Annotated in this window: 23 protein-coding genes and 2 tRNA genes; 9 read left to right on the forward strand and 16 right to left on the reverse strand. The window is 34.9% G+C overall.

Going from position 1 to position 19678, the window contains the following annotated elements; translation table 11 throughout:
- Positions 1-28: 28 nt before the first annotated feature.
- From ACW9XA_RS01155 to ACW9XA_RS01185, 7 genes are all read right to left on the reverse strand, one after another.
- Positions 29-1015 (reverse strand): anion permease, encoded by a 987-nt coding sequence (locus ACW9XA_RS01155; RefSeq protein WP_457762617.1) that lies wholly within the window; start codon positions 1013-1015, stop codon positions 29-31.
- Positions 1016-1024: 9 nt separating this feature from the next.
- Positions 1025-1654 (reverse strand): DUF47 domain-containing protein, encoded by a 630-nt coding sequence (locus tag ACW9XA_RS01160; protein ID WP_457762618.1) that lies wholly within the window; start codon positions 1652-1654, stop codon positions 1025-1027.
- Between the two features lie 122 nt (positions 1655-1776).
- Positions 1777-3381, reverse strand: coding sequence for a hypothetical protein (locus ACW9XA_RS01165; protein ID WP_457762619.1), 1605 nt, complete (start codon positions 3379-3381; stop codon positions 1777-1779).
- 100 nt (positions 3382-3481) lie between these two features.
- Positions 3482-5047, reverse strand: a complete 1566-nt coding sequence (locus ACW9XA_RS01170) for a 6-bladed beta-propeller (RefSeq protein ID WP_457762620.1) — start codon at positions 5045-5047, stop codon at positions 3482-3484.
- Positions 5048-5115: 68 nt separating this feature from the next.
- The gene (locus ACW9XA_RS01175; protein WP_457762621.1) at positions 5116-5901 is read right to left on the reverse strand and encodes an ABC transporter permease; all 786 of its coding nucleotides are present in this window, start codon (positions 5899-5901) and stop codon (positions 5116-5118) included.
- The gene (locus tag ACW9XA_RS01180; protein WP_457762622.1) at positions 5898-6896 is read right to left on the reverse strand and encodes an ATP-binding cassette domain-containing protein; all 999 of its coding nucleotides are present in this window, start codon (positions 6894-6896) and stop codon (positions 5898-5900) included. The genes ACW9XA_RS01175 and ACW9XA_RS01180 overlap by 4 nt, the downstream gene beginning before the upstream one ends.
- 227 nt (positions 6897-7123) lie before the next feature.
- Positions 7124-7627, reverse strand: coding sequence for a PRC-barrel domain-containing protein (locus ACW9XA_RS01185; protein WP_457762623.1), 504 nt, complete (start codon positions 7625-7627; stop codon positions 7124-7126).
- Between the two features lie 36 nt (positions 7628-7663).
- Here ACW9XA_RS01185 and ACW9XA_RS01190 point away from each other — a divergent pair, with 36 nt between their 5' ends.
- Complete coding sequence (locus ACW9XA_RS01190) at positions 7664-7981, forward strand: nitroreductase/quinone reductase family protein (RefSeq protein WP_457762624.1); 318 nt, start codon at positions 7664-7666, stop codon at positions 7979-7981.
- Between the two features lies 1 nt (position 7982).
- Here the strand turns inward: ACW9XA_RS01190 and ACW9XA_RS01195 are convergent, their stop codons facing one another.
- Complete coding sequence (locus ACW9XA_RS01195; RefSeq protein WP_457762625.1) at positions 7983-8705, reverse strand: ArsR/SmtB family transcription factor; 723 nt, start codon at positions 8703-8705, stop codon at positions 7983-7985.
- A gap of 126 nt (positions 8706-8831) precedes the next feature.
- Here ACW9XA_RS01195 and ACW9XA_RS01200 point away from each other — a divergent pair, with 126 nt between their 5' ends.
- Complete coding sequence (locus ACW9XA_RS01200) at positions 8832-11060, forward strand: beta-propeller domain-containing protein (protein ID WP_457762626.1); 2229 nt, start codon at positions 8832-8834, stop codon at positions 11058-11060.
- Between the two features lie 9 nt (positions 11061-11069).
- Here ACW9XA_RS01200 and ACW9XA_RS01205 read toward each other — a convergent pair whose 3' ends face one another.
- Positions 11070-11714, reverse strand: coding sequence for a hypothetical protein (locus ACW9XA_RS01205; protein ID WP_457762627.1), 645 nt, complete (start codon positions 11712-11714; stop codon positions 11070-11072).
- An 81-nt stretch (positions 11715-11795) separates the two neighbouring features.
- On the opposite strand from ACW9XA_RS01205, the gene ACW9XA_RS01210 reads away from it, so the two are divergent.
- Positions 11796-12272, forward strand: a complete 477-nt coding sequence (locus ACW9XA_RS01210) for a hypothetical protein (protein WP_457762848.1) — start codon at positions 11796-11798, stop codon at positions 12270-12272.
- A gap of 9 nt (positions 12273-12281) precedes the next feature.
- Here the strand turns inward: ACW9XA_RS01210 and ACW9XA_RS01215 are convergent, their stop codons facing one another.
- Complete coding sequence (locus tag ACW9XA_RS01215) at positions 12282-12641, reverse strand: tetratricopeptide repeat protein (protein ID WP_457762628.1); 360 nt, start codon at positions 12639-12641, stop codon at positions 12282-12284.
- Positions 12642-12690: 49 nt separating this feature from the next.
- A complete protein-coding gene (locus tag ACW9XA_RS01220) occupies positions 12691-14163 on the reverse strand; it encodes a peptidase (RefSeq protein ID WP_457762849.1) in 1473 nt (490 codons plus the stop codon).
- Positions 14164-14326: 163 nt separating this feature from the next.
- Between ACW9XA_RS01220 and ACW9XA_RS01225 the strand changes: the two genes are divergently transcribed.
- Positions 14327-14470, forward strand: coding sequence for a hypothetical protein (locus ACW9XA_RS01225; RefSeq protein WP_457762629.1), 144 nt, complete (start codon positions 14327-14329; stop codon positions 14468-14470).
- Between the two features lie 36 nt (positions 14471-14506).
- Here ACW9XA_RS01225 and ACW9XA_RS01230 read toward each other — a convergent pair whose 3' ends face one another.
- Positions 14507-14650: a hypothetical protein gene (locus ACW9XA_RS01230; protein WP_014964652.1), complete on the reverse strand. Its 144-nt coding sequence runs from the start codon at positions 14648-14650 to the stop codon at positions 14507-14509.
- Positions 14651-14703: 53 nt separating this feature from the next.
- Positions 14704-15588 carry a hypothetical protein gene (locus ACW9XA_RS01235; RefSeq protein WP_457762630.1) on the reverse strand — a complete coding sequence of 295 codons (885 nt, stop codon included), beginning with the start codon at positions 15586-15588 and terminating at the stop codon, positions 14704-14706.
- A 110-nt stretch (positions 15589-15698) separates the two neighbouring features.
- Between ACW9XA_RS01235 and ACW9XA_RS01240 the strand changes: the two genes are divergently transcribed.
- Positions 15699-15773 (forward strand) — tRNA-Glu (locus tag ACW9XA_RS01240).
- A gap of 69 nt (positions 15774-15842) precedes the next feature.
- Here ACW9XA_RS01240 and ACW9XA_RS01245 read toward each other — a convergent pair.
- Complete coding sequence (locus ACW9XA_RS01245; RefSeq protein ID WP_457762631.1) at positions 15843-16616, reverse strand: thermonuclease family protein; 774 nt, start codon at positions 16614-16616, stop codon at positions 15843-15845.
- A 173-nt stretch (positions 16617-16789) separates the two neighbouring features.
- Here ACW9XA_RS01245 and ACW9XA_RS01250 point away from each other — a divergent pair, with 173 nt between their 5' ends.
- Positions 16790-17152: a hypothetical protein gene (locus ACW9XA_RS01250; protein WP_457762632.1), complete on the forward strand. Its 363-nt coding sequence runs from the start codon at positions 16790-16792 to the stop codon at positions 17150-17152.
- 302 nt (positions 17153-17454) lie between these two features.
- Positions 17455-18111, forward strand: a complete 657-nt coding sequence (locus ACW9XA_RS01255) for a DNA repair helicase (RefSeq protein WP_457762633.1) — start codon at positions 17455-17457, stop codon at positions 18109-18111.
- Here ACW9XA_RS01255 and endA read toward each other — a convergent pair.
- On the reverse strand, positions 18108-18671 hold the full coding sequence (gene endA / locus ACW9XA_RS01260; RefSeq protein WP_457762634.1) for a tRNA-intron lyase: 564 nt from the start codon (positions 18669-18671) through the stop codon (positions 18108-18110). The genes ACW9XA_RS01255 and endA overlap by 4 nt on opposite strands.
- A gap of 98 nt (positions 18672-18769) precedes the next feature.
- Here endA and ACW9XA_RS01265 point away from each other — a divergent pair, with 98 nt between their 5' ends.
- A complete protein-coding gene (locus ACW9XA_RS01265) occupies positions 18770-19279 on the forward strand; it encodes a 50S ribosomal protein L16 (protein ID WP_300327030.1) in 510 nt (169 codons plus the stop codon).
- On the opposite strand, the gene ACW9XA_RS01270 is transcribed toward ACW9XA_RS01265, so the two are convergent.
- Positions 19271-19534, reverse strand: coding sequence for a hypothetical protein (locus ACW9XA_RS01270; protein ID WP_300327029.1), 264 nt, complete (start codon positions 19532-19534; stop codon positions 19271-19273). The two genes, ACW9XA_RS01265 and ACW9XA_RS01270, sit on opposite strands and share 9 nt — an antisense overlap.
- Positions 19535-19597: 63 nt before the next feature.
- Between ACW9XA_RS01270 and ACW9XA_RS01275 the strand changes: the two genes are divergently transcribed.
- Positions 19598-19674, forward strand: a tRNA-Gly gene (locus tag ACW9XA_RS01275).
- Positions 19675-19678: the final 4 nt, after the last annotated feature.

Genomic DNA, 19678 nt, shown 5'->3' on the forward strand with positions numbered 1-19678 from the left:
TTTGCTGAAATAAAAATCAAGGTATTATTTAGACAAATAGATTAATCAGATAAGTAAATCCAATTCCCATAAGTGCAGCTCCTGGAATCGTGATGATCCAAGAAAATACAATTTGTCTGCTAACTTTCCATCTAACTGCACGTTTTCTTCTAGCAGCACCCGAACCCATGATGGTTCCTGTTATTGCATGTGTAGTACTAGCAGGAATACCAAATACTGCAAATATTGCAAGCATTAATCCTCCACCAGTTTCTGCTGCAAATCCTTGATATGGTCGAAGTTTTGTAATTTTTACGCCAAGTGTTTTGATGACTTTGTATCCTCCAAAGAACGTGCCTAATCCCATAGCAGATGCAGCGGCAAGAATTACCCAGAAAGGCATCTCAAGTTCAGGAATCATTCCGGCTGAGAATAGAATTAAAACAATAATTCCCATTGTTTTTTGTCCATCATTTGCTCCGTGAGTTAATGCAAACCATGCTGAAGAAATAATTTGTAATTTACCAAACGTTTTGTTGACAGGTCCAGGTTTACGACTTGCAAATACTGTAATAATCAAAGTAGTCAACAATAAACCAAAAATAATTCCACCAACGGGTGCAATTACGATTCCTGCAAAGACCTTAGTTAATCCACCATAAACTAATTTTTCAAATCCTAATCCTGCAATGCCTGCACCCATTATTCCTCCAATCAAAGAATGACTGTTTGAAATAGGCAAACCAAAATAAGTGCAAAGAGTACTCCAACCAATTGCCCCAGTCAGTCCTCCTACAATCATGTATACTGTAATGTCATCAGGACTAACAATTCCTTTTGCAATCGTAGTTGCAACAGCAACACCGAAAACAAAAGGGCCAATGAAATTCATCGCTGCAGACAATCCTACAGCATGTAGAGGTTTTAGAACACGAGTCCCAATTACAGTAGCAACAGAATTTGCAGAATCATTAAATCCATTTACAAAATCAAAGATTAACGCAACGATAATTGCACCTATTGCTATTTCTAACATTTAATCATCTCATGTATATTTTAAAACAATATCTTCAATGACATCTGCAACATCTACACAACGGTCAGAGGCAGTCTCAATTGTTTCATAGATATCTTTTAGTTTAATGATTTTAATTGCATCATTGCTTTCAAAGACTTCTTTGATGGCTTCTCTATACAGATCATCAACAGTATGTTCAATATCGCTTGTATTTCTACAATGTTCAATCATATCTTTTGGATTATTGATACGTTGTAACTTAGAAATCATGTACTCTACTTCTTTTGTGGCTTTGACTAATTCTTTAACCATCTCAACAGCATATGGTGGAGGAGTCGTGATTTTGTAGCTGTAAACCCTTGCTGCAATTCCATCCATAAAATCAATCACATCGTCGATTTTTGATGCAATTCTTTGCATATCCTCACGATCTAGAGGAGTGATGAATGTCTTATTCAGTTCCGAAAAGATGTCACGTGTTAGTACATCTGCTTCAGTTTCAAGAACATGAATCTTTTTTGTTTGTTCAGAATTAGAAAGATCATCAAATAAAACCACTACGGCTTCAGAGGTTTCAACTGCTTTTTTTGCTAGATCATCTAAAATTTTTAAAAGTTCTTTTTCGTTGGATTTTATCCAAGATAACCATTGTCCCATGATTCATTGGATTCAGAATTGGACATAAGGGTGATGAACATACAATCTATTGTACTATATAGAAACAAGGAAATCAAGAGATCTAAAAATGATCGTAAAAATAAAAAAATAAAATGAGAAAATTATTCTCGGACTGTAAAGCCCTGACCCCATTTGTCAGTGTTTCTCAGATTAGAACTGCTTTCAGTGTTTGCTTTTTCTACAGTAAACATTGTATCATATGCAGGATTGTTTGGGTGATATCCTTGGCATTCAAAGTCAAAAATATTTTCTAGAGCAAATTTATTTTTGACATAGCTCTCTTCAGAGTTTGAGTTTGTTTCAACAGTATAATCGATAGCTCTACAATTTACATAATTAAAGCCACGAATTACTTTGCCATCAGATACTAAATCAACATCAATGTCAATCAAGTCTGCATTGGCAGTACCTGCAACACCTTGAATATCCAGAGTTTTATCCAGATAGTTGTACAGTATTGGATAGTCACCTACAATTCCACGTAATTCTATAGTTGGATATGTAGCCTTGTTAAGAATACTAGTATCTTCAGTTGCACTCAATACTTCACTTTGCTTAAACATTGAAAACTCTACAGTTTCGTTTCCATCAGCAAAAGTAAAAGTGGCGATTGCATCCAAATTACCATCAGTATTCTGAATAGATTCAACGTATGAATTTGTCAAATGAGTTGTTTTCCAAATAGGAAGATCTCCTCTCAGTTTATCATAATGCATATTCACTCCTTCAAGACCAGAGCAAGTAAATGTAGATTGAAGAACTAAAACAAATCCACTTTTTCCTGTGAATCCTTCTTCCTTGTCTGTTTGAGTATCTATTCGTGCATCAGATATTCTGCAACTTGTAAAATCAAGTCCTCTTAAAGTTGAATCAGTATCAACAAATTCTACTAGTGCATCAAAATCCACATTAGACGCAGTAGAAAGTCCAGATACTTGTCTTGATTTCTCTATTGCATTAAACAATAGAGGATAGTAATCTAAAACTCCCTCTACTTCAAATTCTGCAACTACGTTATCAGAGGTTTCTTCATAACCTGAAACTAGATTGAATACAGGAAAATGGATTTTTTCCATCCCATTTTCAAAACTGAAGGTTATTGCAGTACTCATATCATTAGCGAATTTAAATCCAGAATCACCATAGTCTGTAAAGGAATTATTTGCAGTCATCTGATAATCATATTCTGAATTTACTCCACTGCATACAAAGTCAATTTTATCCACAATAGCAAATCCTACTTTTGCAAAATAGCTTTCATAGTCATTTGAATCAAGTGTCTCAACTTGATAATTATCGATTCTACAGGTGTTGTAATCAAGAGTGATTATTGATTCACCCTCTTTTACAAAATCTACATCAACATCAAATAATTTGAATTCATAATCATATGCATCGTTTGATAATCTATACTTGTATGCCTCATCCATTGCTTTATGCAATAAAGGAGAATCAGTTACAGTTCCTTCTACAGAAAATGAAACTCCAGAGTTTGCTGCAAAGTTTTCACCCATTTCAAAGACAGGAAATTCATATGTTTCAACTCCATCTCTAAATGTGAATGTCAAAACAGGTCTTACATCACCTATCATTTTGTATCCCTCTTCAGTTTCTTCTGCAAATACATTAGAAATTCCAAATGAGGCAATAGTGAATATTGTAACAATACTAAAGATTACAATGTTTCTTGCGTTTTTGTAAGTCATTAAATTGTAAAGATAAATTTTAGAGTGTAAGCTGTTAGATGGTTTTCTAACTATGGAATAAGAGTCTAGATAGAAGTATTGTTTCTATATAGAAAAAAATCTATTCACAGTTTAGCAATAGATCTTTTTCTGAATCAAGATAGCATCTGTCAGAGTTTGCACCACCGTCAAGTACATCTGAACCTGAATTTGCAATAAGAATATCAATTCCAGATTGTCCTTTCAAAATATCATTTCCAGAATTGCCCTTAATCATATCATCACCGTCCCCGCCAGATATAATATCATCACCGGAGCCTCCGAAGATACAATCATTTCCTAGTCCTCCGGAAATCAGGTCATTTCCTTCCAGACCGAAGATTAGATCATCCCCATCAGTACCTGAAATTACATCATCTCCAGATGTTCCTTCAACAAGATTATAATCAGAATAGGTTTTTCCACAAGTGTTCACAATAATGGTTTGATATGCACTTGAAGAATGACCTGCATTGTCAAATGCAATCCAAATCACATTGTTTATTCCGGGTTTGAACCCTTCAGGAGCATTATTTATGATGATTTGAATTCCACTCTCATCAGTAGCAATTGCATTTCCAATATCGATTTGAGTTAACAAATCATCAGCTTCTACAACAATAGAGTCAGGGGCAATAATTTCAGGTTTTGTTTGATCTTCAGGCAGCGGTCTTACTTCAGCAGGAGCAACATAGTATGATTCCTCAGGAGATGTAAAAAATTCTGTTTCAAATGATTGTATTGAATGAGTTGGAGAATCTATCACCAGTAATTCACCATTAATTCCAATTGCCATGTCAGAAATATTTTCAAAAGAATTAAGGTATGGACCAACTTGATCAGATAAACTTAATTTCAAACTAGAATTTGTGGACAAATGTAAAATTCTATCATTTGCGGAATTTGCAACAAATAGATTTCCTAAAGGATCAACAGTTATTGCCTCAGGAGAAAACACATAGTTTGAAGAAGTGAAAGGAAGTGATTGTAAAAATTTGCCTTCAGCATCAAATTTTTCGATTTTTCCATTTCCTTTATCAGTAACATAGACGTTTCCATCTTTGTCCGAATCAATGCCAACAACATTAAGGAATTGTCCAGGGCCTAGACCACTAGCACCAAATGAAGAAACAAATTCCCCATCAGTAGAAAATATTTGAACTCTCTGATTTCCCGTATCAACTACATACACGAGATCATCATGTACAGTTATTCCATTAGGATAGAAAAATTGTCCATCACCAGTTCCTTTCTTACCCCAAGTTTGAATAAACTCTCCATCTAAAGAGAATTTTTGAATGCGATTAAGATCACGGTCTGCAACAAAGACAGAATCATCACCTACTGCAATTCCAGTAGGATTGTAAAAATCTCCCAACTGTTTTCCGCTATTTCCCCAATGGGTTACATATTCACCAGTGCTTGAAAACTTTTGAATACGTTTGTTACCAAAATCAGTCACATAGATACTTCCATCATCACCTACTGCAACAAATTGAGGATGAGCAAAGTGACTGGGTTCTGTAGGACCATATTCTCCCCATTTGTGCAACAAATCATAATCACCAGAGCCAAAGGATGCTTGAGAAAATGAACCAGACAATAGCATTACAAAAACTGTGATTATTACAAAAGAGGGTTTCAACAATTAATCATGACAAAATTAGAGAAACACATCTAGAGTTAGATAAAATTACAATTATTGTCAACTTTTTGTTAAAATGGTTTGTTTACTTCACGCGTGAAAACATAGCTTGCAAGTGCAATCATTGTAACCACAAAAGCCACCAAAATTCCCAGGCTCAAAATAATTGGAATTCCACCTTCAGAAACGCCAGTCATTAACTCTCTTACCAGCAATACAGTGTAAGTGACAGGATTTAGTTTTGCAACAACTGCAAGCCAGTCAGGCAATAATTCCAATGGAAATAATGCAGGGCTTAGCATAAACAGAGGCATTCCAAGAAAATTGATCATCCCCCAGAAAGTTTCTTGAGACTTTGCAGTAGCTGCAATCATTACAGAAATTCCAGAAAATCCTAATGAAAATAAAATCACAATTGCCATGATTGGTGCAATCATAATTGGATTAGGGAAATTGACACCAATCGCAAGTGCAATTCCCAAAATCAAGCTAGCTTGCAATGCAGCAATCAAAGAAATTGCAGTCATTTTTCCTAAAGCAATTGCAGAACGAGAGATAGGCGAAGACAATGCCTTGTTCATAAAACCATATCTTCTATCCCACAATGTATTCACACCGCCGAAGATACTTGTGAAAATTGCAGTAAGGATAATGACGCCAGGAGCCATAAATTCAATGTATTCCCCTTCAAACCCAACTGATTGAATCAAAGGTTGAGTTCCAGAGAAAGTATTTCCAATAACTATAATCCAAATAGCAGGTTGAATTAATCTAATCAAAACACCACTGCGAGATTTTTTGTATCTTTTTAGTTCTCTCCAAAAAATTGTATATGCATCATATAGAATAGTATTCATGCTCTCAACCTCTTCATTTTTGCATGTTCACGTTTTCGATTAAATCCAGATTCATCTCCTTTGATTTCGTGTCCGGTGTAAGAAATGAAAACATCATCTAAGGTAGGCTGAGTCAGAGATATGGATTTTATTTTAATTCCAAGTTCTGAAGATATTTGAAAAATCTTTGGAATCACTTCTGTTCCATGAGATGCAAATAATGTAAGTTTAGTTCCATCTTCATTAATTTTATTTACAAATTCAATTTTTCTAATTTTTGTCAATAACAAATCACGATTTTCCACTTCATCAATGATTATGGAAATCACCTCATTGCCCATTGCTTTTTTCATATTTTCAGGAGAGTCAATTATCTGGATTTTTCCTCCATCAATGATTCCAACTCGGTCGCATAATTGGTCGGCTTCCTCCATATAATGAGTGGAAACAAAAATAGTCATATCAAATTCAGTATGAATTTTCTTGATATACTCCCAAATCTTTCTCCTAGTTTGAATGTCTAATCCAACTGTAGGCTCATCAAGAAACAATACTTTGGGTCTATGCAACAGCCCTCCTGCAATATCTAGTCTTTTTCTCATTCCACCAGAATAAGTTACAACAGCTTGATCTTGCTTGTCTACCAATTCGATTAGATCTAAAACATCATCTATTCTTTTGTTGATTTCATTTTTTGGAATGTGATTTAGTTTTGCTTGTAAGATGAGATTTTCTCGTCCTGTAAGATATTCATCGACAGTTGTTTCTTGTTGAACATATCCAATATTTTCTCTAACTTTTTTTGGATTTGCAGTTACATCAAATCCTGAAATCAAAGCTTCGCCAGATGTTGGTTTTAGTAAAGTGGTCAAGATCATCATTGTGGTACTTTTTCCAGCACCATTAGGTCCCAAGAAACCAAAAATTTCCCCTTTTTTAACAGAAAAAGAGATGTCATTTACTGCTATTACATCACCGAAGGATTTGGTGAGAGATTTAGTCTCTATTGAATACAACACATTGATCGCATTTGACAATTATAAATTGCTAAGTATTGATTTAGTCGATCCTCACAAAAAATTTAAAGACCAAATAGAGAAACCCAGACATGAAAGGATTATGTCAAAAATGTCACTCTTCAAATGTAGATGTTACAGTTCAAGAAGGAATTCCAGTCTGCCAAGTATGTTCCAAAAAAACAGAATAATCAAAAAGAATTATTTTGAAAAAATAGGTTAAAGAATCATTCAATTGATTTGAACTCATCTTTTGTCATTCTTAAAATGACTTTTTCTCCCACTCCCCAAATTTCAGATTTGGATAGGATTTTAGAATGCACCAATCCATCAGATACCTCAATTGATTCTAGTTCATTGGTTTCAGGATTTCTGTGTAATCGTTTGACTTTGCCAATTTTATGTCGATCAATATCAGTTACCGGAATTCCAGTTCTCACAGGAGGTCTGCTAAGAAGTAATGTCTCCTCAGAAAACTTGTCAATGTAATCTTCTGAGAGGAAAAAGTCTTTGTTGAATCCTTGATGTATAGTTACACCAGATACGACAAGCGTGTCGCGGTTAATGTGAATGTGTTTGACTTTGCCGTATTCAATTCCCTCTCTATCGATTACTTTTTTTCCAGTAAAGGTATCTGCCGTGGCCATATTCGTAGGCATTCCTTCTAGTTTTACTGACATGGTTGAGAATGCTAAGATTTGCTTATCATAACGAATATCAGAAATTTCCATCAATGAGGTTAAATTACTTGACTGCAAAAACCACGCGTGGAGATTAAAGAAAAGCTATTTCGCCCAATACTAATAACAAAGGGAAGAAAGACAGGCAGGGAGCATGGCGTGATGCTTCGAGCAGTAAACCACAATGGAAAAATTTACTTTTCAAGACACAGACCGGATGGAGACTGGTTTCAAAATGCATTGACAAATCCTCTTGTAAAAATACAATACAATGACAATATCTTCATAGGAAATGCAAAATTAGTTACAGATGAAAAACTAAATGAAGAAATTTCTTTTCTAAAGTATCCTGGAGAAGAAAGAGCTAAAGAAAAAAGAGTCGCAATCGAAATTACGCTAGAATGAATTAATTAGATTTTCTCGATTTCCAAAAATAGTAGACAGTAGCCCCGCCAAGAATTATAGTAATGATTAGAAAAGGTAAAAACAATTCAGAGTTTACAGACTCTGCAACAGTTTTTGCATATTCTAAACTAGATGCAGACAGGTCGGGGGATTCAGACTCTGCCATCATAGGTGCAGATGCAGGAAGAGACCGTAGAGATTCATCAACAGGTGCAGATTGCATACTCTTTGCAGATTCCTCCATTACAAAATTTTCAGCAGAATCAGTCACAGGTATTGTGTTGTTTTGAAATTGAGATAGCGACAATAGACCTGAAATACCAGTTGCAATTCCTAAACCTGCAACTTTGTAAATATGTCTAAAGGAGCGAACTAGTAATTTACTTTCTTTGGTTTTCTCAGATAATTTTGGTGGAACGATTACAATGCTGAATTTTGTTGCAGTGTAAATTTTCATGTCTTGGGATTTTGAATTTTTCTCAATTTTAGAAATTTTGACTATTCCAAGATCTTGAAGTTTGATTAAATGATACTTTACTAATTGCAGAGAAATGCCAGTTTTTTGAGCAATTTGATTTGCAGTCAATTCCTCATTGAAGAGTAACTGAAGGATTTCACGACTAGAGTCGTTTGTGAATAACTCACCGAAAGACTTTATCTTTTCATCATCGGTGGCTAGGATTTTGATTTTTTCAGTAAGGTCATCAGAATGTTCATCAGGCAATGGTTTTCTGAGTCAATTCTAGAATATGTAAGTTGTTTGGTGAAATTGAAATTTCACTAAACCTTTTATCTAGAACTACCAATGGGTAGTAATCACTAAAAATGATGATTCAAAAGATGAGATAAAATGAGTTCAAAAATAATTATTCCAATTGCAGTAATCGTTTCAGTATTAGCTACCGCAGGAATCATGTTTGCAGTTTTGGAGCAAAACGTAGAGATACAAGTAGTAACAGAAACCAGCGAACCAGAGATAATCTATGTCAACAAAGTGGTATCAGAGTATTTTGAGGGAACAAATGAAATAAAGAAAATATCATCACAGCAAGAACTAAGGGAAATTTTAGAAGCATCTTCATTTAGTGGAGGTTTTGATGACAGAGTTCTCAGAAATTTTGCAGTAGAAGAATCTGTAATGTTTGATTCAGATGCATCTACAGGTGCTCCGGTTCCAATGCCTACTGATGGAGCATCTAAAGTACAAGCAGGTGGAACAGACTATTCAAGAACAAATGTTCAAGTCGCAAATGTTGATGAGCCAGATTATCTCAAAAACGATTCAAAGTATGTTTACATTGTCTCACAAAATACACTTTCAATCATCGATGCATACCCTGCTGAAGATGCAAAGTTAATTCTTAAAATTGCACTAGACATTGAATCTCAATATATTCAGAACATGTTCCTCAATGAGGACAGACTAGTAATATTTTACAACGGACAAAGCGATGATGAAATAATTCCATTATTTGACTTTGTTCCAAGACGATCTTACAATTCCGTTACACATGCATTAATTGTAGATGTCTCTGATAAAGAAAACCCAATCATTCTCAAAGACTATTCCATTGATGGCCATTTCAGAGATGCAAGAATGATTGGAGATTATGCATATTTTGTAACTAATAGCAACATAGATCACCAATACCCAAGACTGCCAGTAATCATGGAAGATTCAGTTAGAATAATGACTCCAGAAGCATTTTACTTTGATAATGTAGAACAGTTCTCAAACTTTAACACACTAACTGCAATTGACATATTCGGGGACAACATAAATTCTGAAACATTCCTTATGGGATATACTGGTTCATTTTATGTATCAGAGGATAATTTTTACCTCACATATCAGCAAAACATGCCATTTGGATTTTATGAGGATTCATCAAGAGACAGATTCTTTGATGTGATTATGCCATTATTACCAAACAACATCCAAGATGAAATCAAGTCAATACAAAATGATTCTTCACTAACTTCTTCAGCACAATGGGCAAAGATTTCAGAATTAATGCAAAACGCTTACAACGAAATGGACAAAAATGAGAAAGAAAAACTGTTTGAAAAAATCAAAAAGGCATTAAATGAATATGATAGAAAAATCCAAGAAGATGCAAGCAAAACAATAATTCACAAGATTTCAATTGATGAGGATAAAATAGAATATGTTGCAAAGGGAACAGTTCCTGGAAGATTACTAAATCAATTCTCAATGGATGAGAGCGGAGATAGATTTAGAGTTGCAACAACTAGCGAAATTTACACTCAATATGAGGGAACTATTCGCTCAAATGCAGTCTATGTCTTAGATGAGCAATTGGAGATAGTTGGAGAACTAGAAGAGATTGCACCTGATGAGAGCATATTCTCTACAAGATTCATGGGAGACAGACTATACATGGTGACATTCCAGCAAATTGACCCATTCTTTGTAATTGATTTATCAACAGATACGCCTAAAATTTTGGGAGAATTAAAAATTCCAGGATTTTCAAACTATTTGCACCCATATGATGAAGAGCACATAATCGGAGTAGGCAGAGATACTAAAGAAATAGACAATGACAGAGTCCAGCAATTAGGAATCAAAATAGCATTATTCAATGTAGCAGATGTAAGCAATCCCAAAGTTGTGGATGATTATGTGATTGGAGATAGTTCCACCCACTCTGAAGCATTACACAATCACAAAGCATTTTTCTTTGATAAAACAAGAAATGTTCTATCAATTCCAATCAGTGCAGATGCCAAAAGTCTAGATGACGTTACAAGTTCCAAAATGTTTGCACCAGACTATAACATATGGAGCGGATTTTACGTCTTTGATCTAGACAAGATAAAGGGATTTGAGGAAAAAGGAACCATCACCCACTCTGACAACAATTGGAGATATTACGGAATAGATAATGCAAGAACGTTTTACATTGACGATGTCTTGTATACCGCATCACAAGGATATCTCAAAATGAACTCCTTTGATGATTTGGATGAAATAAATTCAATAAAACTTGAAAGCACTGGCAAGTTTATTGATTATTTGGAAGAACCTGCAATGGAATTAGAGATAGTAAGATAGAATTCCAAATTAAACAATGTGAATTATAGTACTTAGTCCTCTTTTTTCAATTTCAACATCATTTTCAATTTCATGAATTGTAACAGTAAATGAAATCACATCACGCTGTTTTGCATCTTCTGCATGAATCTGTAAATGAATGTCCATCAAATCAAAATCTTGCAGGGGCAAGTTTGTTTCATCCAAATATGCACCGCATGTGGATTCTATTCTAAATCTATCATCTTTAAAGTGAAACCCCAATCTAACTTTTCTTCCATTCCGTCCAGCTGCTTTTACGTTAACATCAATTATTCCTGCATTTGCTTCAGTATAGCTTGCAGTGCTATTTACAAAGACTCCAATTTCAAAGGGTTTTCCTGCAGTGGACTCGGCCATCTTTTGAATTCCATCATTCATAACGACATCTACTGCTTTGATGGACTGGGGGACTTTTGCGATCCATTCGTTAGTTCTAGCAATTACTGCATGAATACCAGCACGTCTTCGCTTATCCTCGTCCTCAGGCAATTTGTAATAATCAACCCAGGCTTCATAATCATGAGATATATCTTCGATAAAATCAATACAGGTTCTACGATAATCATCTACGTTGTCAGTCCTAAGTGAAGCATCATCTGTTCTCATACCATCATAATCTTGAGGCATTGCCATAACCACAAATAATTGAAGTTCTAAAAAAACCAATCCTGACTGAAATTAATGATTATAATAGGAATTTTTCATAGACCAACCATGATATTTTCAGAATTAATTGCAGATTTGCAGGTAGAGTTAAAAAAAGATCTAGCACAAATTAGATTTCTATTAAAGAAAAATCCAGCGATGGCATATACAAGAATTGTAGAGATTGGCAAAGAAGTTGGAAAATTGTACAACATCAAATTGATTGTAAATTTTCCAAAGCAAGGAAGAATAGAAGATTTTGAAATGTATGGGAAAAGAGATTTGAGTTTGATCATAGATTATGACAGAAAGAGATTTCCAATGGACAGAGAAATCATCAAACAAAAGGCATTGGAAATGTTAGGAGATGTCAAAACAGAAGATGCTTACATGTATGAGAACAAGGAGGGAGTACGAGTGTTTACTGACGAATGGAAAATAGATATTTTGCCTCACTCAGTCCACATATGGACTGAATTTGATGACAAGGTTACAGCATTTTGTAATTGGTTAATGGAAAATGCTTACGAGATGAAAAAGAAATAATTTTTAAAATCAAAGACTCTCTAGCTCTTCAAGTAGTGATTGAGCCTCTGTATTTTTTGGTTCAAGTTTGACTATACGTCTACAGCAATCAATGGCTTCGTCCTTTTGCTCCAAAGCCAAATGGGTATTGGTTTTCAAAGTCAAAGTTTCAACATCATCATTATCCAACTCAAAGGCTTTTTGAAAATAAGGTAGTGCCCTTTTGAAATCATCAACAATTAAGAACGCACTGCCCATGATGAACATAAAATCATGATCATCAGAATATTCAGATTCTAAATTCCGTCCATACGCTATTGCTTTGTCATACTCTCCATCTTTGAGTAGTTTTTTGAGATGTCGTTTAGGATGTTTGAAAAGACCAACCATGATGATTCAGAATTTTTAACAAATTATCACAATTTGAATGTAGATGAGTCTAAGAAGAGACTCTCATGATTCCTTCTTTAATTAGGAATTGTATGCCTTGAACAAAGGAATTGTCATCTATTGCACCTTCAGCCCACCATCCAGCATTATTTTTAATCCAAGATGGGATTTCATTGCTTCCTCCAGTTCCTTGAGAGGTTGGAGGAATTTTCATGATTCCTTCTTTAATTAGGAATTGTATGCCTTGAACAAAGGAATTGTCATCTATTGCACCTTCAGCCCACCATCCAGCATTATTTTTAATCCAAGATGGGATTTCTTGCGTTGGTACAGGGTCAGGAACAATTACCGGAACATAACCGTCAGGGGCATAAATCTTGACAGGTATTTTCAGATAGTCAGATGCAACATTTGGAACAATGCCTTCACGGGCTAATCCATAAACCCAAATCACATAATTTACAGTGCCAGGATCCTCTCGTACAATCATGTCAAGTATGTATTGTCCTGATGGAGAATAGAGATAATTTCTGCCCTCCTCTTGTGCAATTGATCTTAGAGGTTTTAGATTATCATCAACCACTAGAAAATCAAATTGAACTTGGTTTAAAAATTCAGTATCATCGTATTTGCTGATAAATTTGATCAGCCATTGCATTTCACATCCCTTGACAGGGTCTTCAGGTCCATAGAAAGCATGGATTTGATAATCAAAGTTTTGGGTTGGTTTTTTGACACTTGTATCCTTTTCAAAATCAGTATCACATCCAGCAGCTTTGTATTCGTCTGCAGAAGAATGGTATTGTGCAATTGGAGATTCTTGGACATTTTCTTTATAGTCTAATAGTGAAAATTCATATTCAGTTGGAGGAATTCCTTCTGAAACGTGAGTGTATGTTTTAGCTTTTATTGGAAATGGGAAATCATCAACAATCCAAACTTTACTTGTTGCACCACCAGTTTTCCATCCAACTTGAACAGTTTCCCAAGTTCCTGCAGGAACTGTAATTGTTTCAATTTTCATTGGAACCACTTGCTCTCCACCAATGTTTCCAATTTTTCCCCACGATGCTGCAGAGAATTTTTTCGGTCCTTTTCCACCTGAGCTATCATCAGATGTTGCAAATGCAGATAGCCAGACAATAGATGACTTGAAAGCTCCACGATAGAGTCCTAACTCAACACTACCGCCAGTTGGTTCAGGTGCAATTTTTCCAAGTTCCATCTCACCTACAATTACTTTTTTTCCGTCAAAGACTGCAACTTCGGCCAGCCATTTTGTTTCGCTTCCAACCTGTTTATCACCTTTAATCCACATATCCATTTCAAAATTTGAGCATTCTTTGTAATCAACATGACACATTGAAAAAGAAAAGAAATCACCTTGTTTGAGACCTTCACCAGCATACCAAGCACTACCATCTGGAATTGAATCAGATGAAACACCTCCAGATTGAAACTGTGCAAACGCAGATGGGGCAGTTAAACCAAGAAACAGCACAGTAATTGCAGTAAATATCATCAATGTTCCTTTCAAATCTGTACAAAATTGTCAAAACGGATAGTTAAAGGTTTTTCAGATATAACACAAATGAGAAAAATAACGAGTAAAATCTATTCAAATAAGCAAATATAGAGGAATAAGTACAGAAATTCCAGAAATGTGTGAATGTTCCAAAGTCCACTTGTATGAAGTAGAATTCAAGTTAGATGGGATGACTGTCGTTCCTACTCATAAGAACTGCGGATTTTCACTGGATGAAAAACAAGCTGACAAGTTCCAAAAAGAATTAGTAAAATCATGGGGCTTTGATGACGAAGAAGATTAATCAAAAAATAAAAAATTAGTATTGGAACTATTCCAATTACATATCTTTAGTTGCTTCTTTACAAACGTCTGTATTACATTTGCAATCAGAACTGCATATGCAATGACCTTGCATTGCACAATCACATGAGTAATCTGGATCGCCGCTGTCAGCTTCGCATCCACATGCTTGATCTACCATGATAAACTGGTAATTTTACTTATTTTAAAAGGTTAGTACATCCAAGTAGAACTTTACGCACTCGAAATGATTTGAAGAATTTCATGACAAGATTTTTGCACCAATTCTGATTGCTGTTTGAGAAGATTAGAATCAGCCTCAACATCAAATGCAACCTTTAAGATGTGAATCAGGTCTTGCTCTCGATTTAAGGAGTCCTTGATTTTGACAAAATTTTCTTTATTCACATAACCCAGATAAAAATAACAATCAGAAATCATAGAGTTGTTTACAAAGAAATCATGTTTTTGCTGAATGATTTCAGAGCGATTATTTTTTTCAACTAAATCAGAGAATCCTTTGGTTGATTTTAGCATGCGCTCAAGTAATGTTGGAGTGGCTCGCTCAATTCCAACTGTCTGGGTTACAACAGAAATGTGTTCGTTGATAGAATTTTTCTCTAGTTTTCGAAGAGAGTCCAGCATGTGAGAGGGGCTTGAACGTTGGCGATTAATTGCAGAAATAGCGTTAGCTAAATAGTAAGATGCACATTTTTGCCAACAAGATGCAAATGCATCAGAAGATTCAAGAGATTCTCTAGTTTTTTGACAACAAAATTGTGATTCGATAAGACAGTTTTTTGCAAAATCTGAAAATAATGAAACATGTTTTTCACGAATTTTTGCAAGCATCATTCTCAAATCCCAGGATTCATCATGAATTATTTCCATTTGATCATATTGAAGCAATATATCAGAACGATTTTCAGAAAGGGATGCATGATGAAGAGTTACAAATTCTCCAGAGCATGGAATAATTTTATCAGACTCAGATTTTCCATCAAAGACAAAAACATCATAATCACAAGAATCAAAAGATAAATCAAAGATTCTACAACCACCAAGGCCAACAGGATACCCAGATAATCCATTTTCTTCGAGGAATTTTTTGATATCCATGAGAGAGATATCGTTGATTTTTCTATAAAGGAATCAACTCACAAAGTTTTACAAATTCATGCAAAGTCAAAACATTTCCTTTAAATTGAGATTGGATTATTTTTCATCAAGCTCCTATAGTGTAGTCCGGTTAAGCATTTTGGCTTCTCAAGCCAAAGACTCGGGTTCAAATCCCGATGGGAGCATTATACTTTTGGGGTATAGACAACAGGTTGTCATTTGACCTTTCTTCAAAAACTATGATAAAATTTTAGTTATTTTTCACAACCAATTCCATTTTTATCCCCATCAAATCCATGTGGGTCTGGCTGTAGCACTCTAAAGTTTCTCTCTGAAATTTCTCCACAATCCAAATCCGGATGATTCGGATCAATACAAAAGTCAGGATATGCAGGATTACAGTCCTCATTCATTTTAGAAAAATCAGGCTCTATACATCCGTATTCTTGCGCCCAACTTTCTCCAGCAAATTCACTTCTAAAACAATACTGAGGTAAAATTTCTGCATGTCCATTTCTTAACAACATTTCATTAATAATTCCAGTTTCACAATACACTTTGCCCAACAATCTATCGAATTGATCATATGGTTGTCCATCATCTTGATCAACGGTGATTCTACTACCAACAGGACATGACATTGCAGTAAACGATGTTGCCTGTGTAAATCCTGGCTCTCCTTTTTCAGGAGTATTGACTAGAGACAATCGAATTTTGTATGAATCAGCATAGATTGTATCCCCATCAATGATTTTGCTAACGTTTAGTGCGAGGCATTTCTCATTACCTAAACAAGCCATGCCAATATCTTCTTGATTTGATACATTTCTCATCTCTATACTACAACCACCATCCCATAATCCTCCTCTTGATAGACAATCAATTTTTTCTTTATTTTCATCAGGCAATGGCACTCCAGTAAAACCTGTTCTATTATCTTGCCAAGTTTCTGAAGGCATTGATGCAAAGATTGCAACTGTACCGATTAGTCCCGCAATTAAAATTCCAACTATGACAAGTGTTTTCATTATTTTACATTAAACCCTGTGTGAAATTAAGAGTTTATCCTGCAAGAGTAAAATGCTCCCGCCGAGTTTTGTCAAATCGGTTAAACACTCTACTTTTGTTTATGCGTAAAATGTAATTACCAATTGGTGAAAAAAACTCCTCTCTTTAAATAAGTACAAAACATTATGAAAATATGAATAATAAACTAACAATTTTTGCAATTGTATTAGTTGCCTTAGTTATGATTTCAGGTACCGTTATGCCATCAATGGCAACCAAAGAGGATAACAATGGCAGGGCAGAGGGTTGTACGAAAGCTAACGACAATAGTAGAGTGGGCGAAAAAAATCCTCATTGCCTAAAGTATGATCTATGTGGAGACCTGGAAGAGTCTGGAAGTGCATTTCTTTGGATAACAAAATACTTTGGAGATGATATTCGGATCTCTATAGATGAATTCCCAGGTACGGATGAAGAATTTAACCAAATGGATGCTATCAATGATGGGAAAATTAGTCCTACTGAAGCTCTCTTGTATAAAGCCAATAATTGTTGAAGGCATATAATCATTCTACTTCATTTTATTTCATTAATATTCTCGTAAACAGTTAATAAGAAAATTCCAAATCCTCTACGTTCTGTAACTCTGTAGTCTCAAACCCTTAAGGGCTTTTTCTATCTGGTTAAAAATTCTGGTGCTGGAGATATATACAGAGGGCAAAAAATTGCACTTCGTTTCCCCTTTTCATTTGTAGAAAACTAATACTCTTGACTGCAAGAGTACAAGGTTCGAAGTTTTCACAGACAATATAATTTCAAAATTGTTTCTTTAAATACCAAAATCCACACCGTAGATTATTGGGTCTAAGAGATATTGTTTTAAAAGAAGAATATCGTTCAGACAAGGACGATATTTTAACAGAGTTTTTCTATCCGTGTCTTAGTAACTGCATAGAATATGATAGATGTGTAAATTTTTTGTCAATCAAATCACTGGCTACAATTTCAATGGCATTTGACAATTTTTCAACAGGAAAAGCAAAACTGAGAATGATTACAGGGCATAAATTCAGATCAAGTGATTTGAATCTATTTACAAAACTGTTTTCAGAAAAATTTACAAAATCATTTGAGGGAAAATTCATCAAAGATTTTAAAATTCAAAAATTACAAGATTTTGTAAACAATGGGCAAGTTGAATTAAAGGTCGCAATTCCAAATTCGGAGCACGTTGCAGATCATTTCTCAGAAAGAATCGGAATTTTCAGGGACGATGATGACCAAGCAGTTGCATTTACTGGGACATCTAGAGAGTTATTTTCGAATCAAACAAGTGATTTTGAATCAGTAGATGTTTTTACATCATGGAATGACAAATCGAGAGTTGAAAGAAAGATGCAGGATTTCCAAGATCTCTGGGATAACAAGACGCAGTATGTAGAAGTTTATGATTTCATGTTTGCAGAAAAAAACAATCTTTTGAAATATTCATCAGAATGGGTCTTGCAAGATTAAAGTTGAAATGATTCTTCTAACCTAGATTTGTTTTCATAAAAATTCATTTTGTTAATTTTATAATAAATCACTTCGCCGCGTCTCTCGATTACTGCAATGATGGGTTCTTTTCCCATTTGGGTGATATCTTCAATCTTTTTTTGGAGGTTTCCCATTTTTTCTTGCTGGCCCTCATTAAGACCAAAGATTAGAAATTTGGCTCCTTTTTCACCATATTGACCCCTCTCATAGACTCTAAAATCAGACCCAAATCCAAATCCATCTTTTACAACATATCCACGATTTCTCAAGTCCCGATATATCAGAAATTTTGTAAGAATTTCAGAATCAGTCATTTGGCAGTGATTCATAAAAAAATCAAAATCAATCCGTTTTTTGTTTTTCTTGAGAATCAGTCTTTTTGTGTATAGCAAATAGAGGGTTTCAAATGATTTGAGGAATAATTTTTCTTTTTCAATTTCTCCAAATCCCTTTAGGTCTAATTCATGGATCATGGTCTTATCAGAAACACAAGTCTGATCTGAAACTAGTTCTCCATTTACTAGAGGAGTCTCTTCCATGATAAAGTGAAAATCAGGGGATTTCCATATAAGCATTGGAAAATATGAGGGAGGTCCTGCTAACCGTTAAAATATGGGCATTCTGACTTGAGAGTATCATGCATGGCGCCAACTACAGAGATGGAACTGGACAAGTCTTTACCAGAAAAGAGTACATCAAAGGTAAACCACAAATTAAAATTGCAAAATTTCAAGGTGGCAAAAGAGGCGTATACCAATACTGTGTTCAATTATTACTAAACGAGAAAATCCAAATCAGACATATGGCAATAGAGTCAACGAGGTTGGCTGCAAACAAGACACTAGAAAAAACAACTGGTGAATCAGGCTATTATTCAAGACTCAGAATTTATCCACATAATCTACTTCGAGAAAATAAACAGATTGCTACTGCAGGTGCAGATAGGGTTTCAGAAGGAATGAGAAGATCATGGGGTAAAGCAGTAAGTTTAGCTGCAAGAGTAAAACAAGGTCAATGCATTATGGAACTGTATGTTAATGGTGATGCACATTTGGAAGCTGCAAAGAAAGCACTTCACGGATCATGTGTAAAACTTCCAGGAACTCCACTAATCAACGTGGTCGAATGGAACAAGATGTCACCATAAATCTTTAAAATCAGATTTCTTATTTTTCACAAATTCTAAAAATTCTTCAAATTCTTCTGGAGTAGGATCTCGCTTTAGAATTCTTTTTGACTGGTAATAAAACGTGTTATAGATTCTGCCTACAACAATTCCCAAAGCAAATGATTTGGAATCATCAACGACAGATAGTGATTGAATCAATTCTTTGATTTCATCTTTGTTTGAAACAGAGTCTTGAATTTTTTGCTCTATTTTCTTTAGTAGAATTTTATCCATGGAATATCTTGTATGAAATAGTTAAAAACAGTTTAATATCCAAATTCAGCCTTGTGGGTTGTTGCAGTTATAGTACAGTCTGGTTAGTACTCGTGCTTGCCAAGTACGTGACCCGGGTTCAAATCCCGGTAACTGCACCACTTT

It is taken from the genome of Candidatus Nitrosopumilus sp. bin_6a (assembly GCF_054095695.1).

Bases quoted from the DNA above. Each gene is read 5' to 3' on its own strand.
- ACW9XA_RS01215 (WP_457762628.1), bottom strand. From the start codon at position 12,641: ATGGTTGGTCTTTTCAAACATCCTAAACGACATCTCAAAAAACTACTC.
- ACW9XA_RS01245 (WP_457762631.1), bottom strand. From the start codon at position 16,616: ATGAAAACACTTGTCATAGTTGGAATTTTAATTGCGGGACTAATCGGT.
- ACW9XA_RS01155 (WP_457762617.1), bottom strand. From the start codon at position 1,015: ATGTTAGAAATAGCAATAGGTGCAATTATCGTTGCGTTAATCTTTGAT.
- ACW9XA_RS01185 (WP_457762623.1), bottom strand. From the start codon at position 7,627: ATGGAAATTTCTGATATTCGTTATGATAAGCAAATCTTAGCATTCTCA.
- ACW9XA_RS01235 (WP_457762630.1), bottom strand. From the start codon at position 15,588: ATGGATATCAAAAAATTCCTCGAAGAAAATGGATTATCTGGGTATCCT.
- ACW9XA_RS01270 (WP_300327029.1), bottom strand. From the start codon at position 19,534: ATGGATAAAATTCTACTAAAGAAAATAGAGCAAAAAATTCAAGACTCT.
- ACW9XA_RS01165 (WP_457762619.1), bottom strand. From the start codon at position 3,381: ATGACTTACAAAAACGCAAGAAACATTGTAATCTTTAGTATTGTTACA.
- ACW9XA_RS01265 (WP_300327030.1), top strand. From the start codon at position 18,770: ATGCATGGCGCCAACTACAGAGATGGAACTGGACAAGTCTTTACCAGA.
- ACW9XA_RS01175 (WP_457762621.1), bottom strand. From the start codon at position 5,901: ATGAATACTATTCTATATGATGCATATACAATTTTTTGGAGAGAACTA.
- ACW9XA_RS01160 (WP_457762618.1), bottom strand. From the start codon at position 1,654: ATGGGACAATGGTTATCTTGGATAAAATCCAACGAAAAAGAACTTTTA.
- ACW9XA_RS01250 (WP_457762632.1), top strand. From the start codon at position 16,790: ATGAATAATAAACTAACAATTTTTGCAATTGTATTAGTTGCCTTAGTT.
- ACW9XA_RS01210 (WP_457762848.1), top strand. From the start codon at position 11,796: ATGATATTTTCAGAATTAATTGCAGATTTGCAGGTAGAGTTAAAAAAA.
- ACW9XA_RS01205 (WP_457762627.1), bottom strand. From the start codon at position 11,714: ATGGCAATGCCTCAAGATTATGATGGTATGAGAACAGATGATGCTTCA.
- ACW9XA_RS01230 (WP_014964652.1), bottom strand. From the start codon at position 14,650: ATGGTAGATCAAGCATGTGGATGCGAAGCTGACAGCGGCGATCCAGAT.
- ACW9XA_RS01200 (WP_457762626.1), top strand. From the start codon at position 8,832: ATGAGTTCAAAAATAATTATTCCAATTGCAGTAATCGTTTCAGTATTA.
- ACW9XA_RS01220 (WP_457762849.1), bottom strand. From the start codon at position 14,163: ATGATATTTACTGCAATTACTGTGCTGTTTCTTGGTTTAACTGCCCCA.
- endA (WP_457762634.1), bottom strand. From the start codon at position 18,671: ATGGAAGAGACTCCTCTAGTAAATGGAGAACTAGTTTCAGATCAGACT.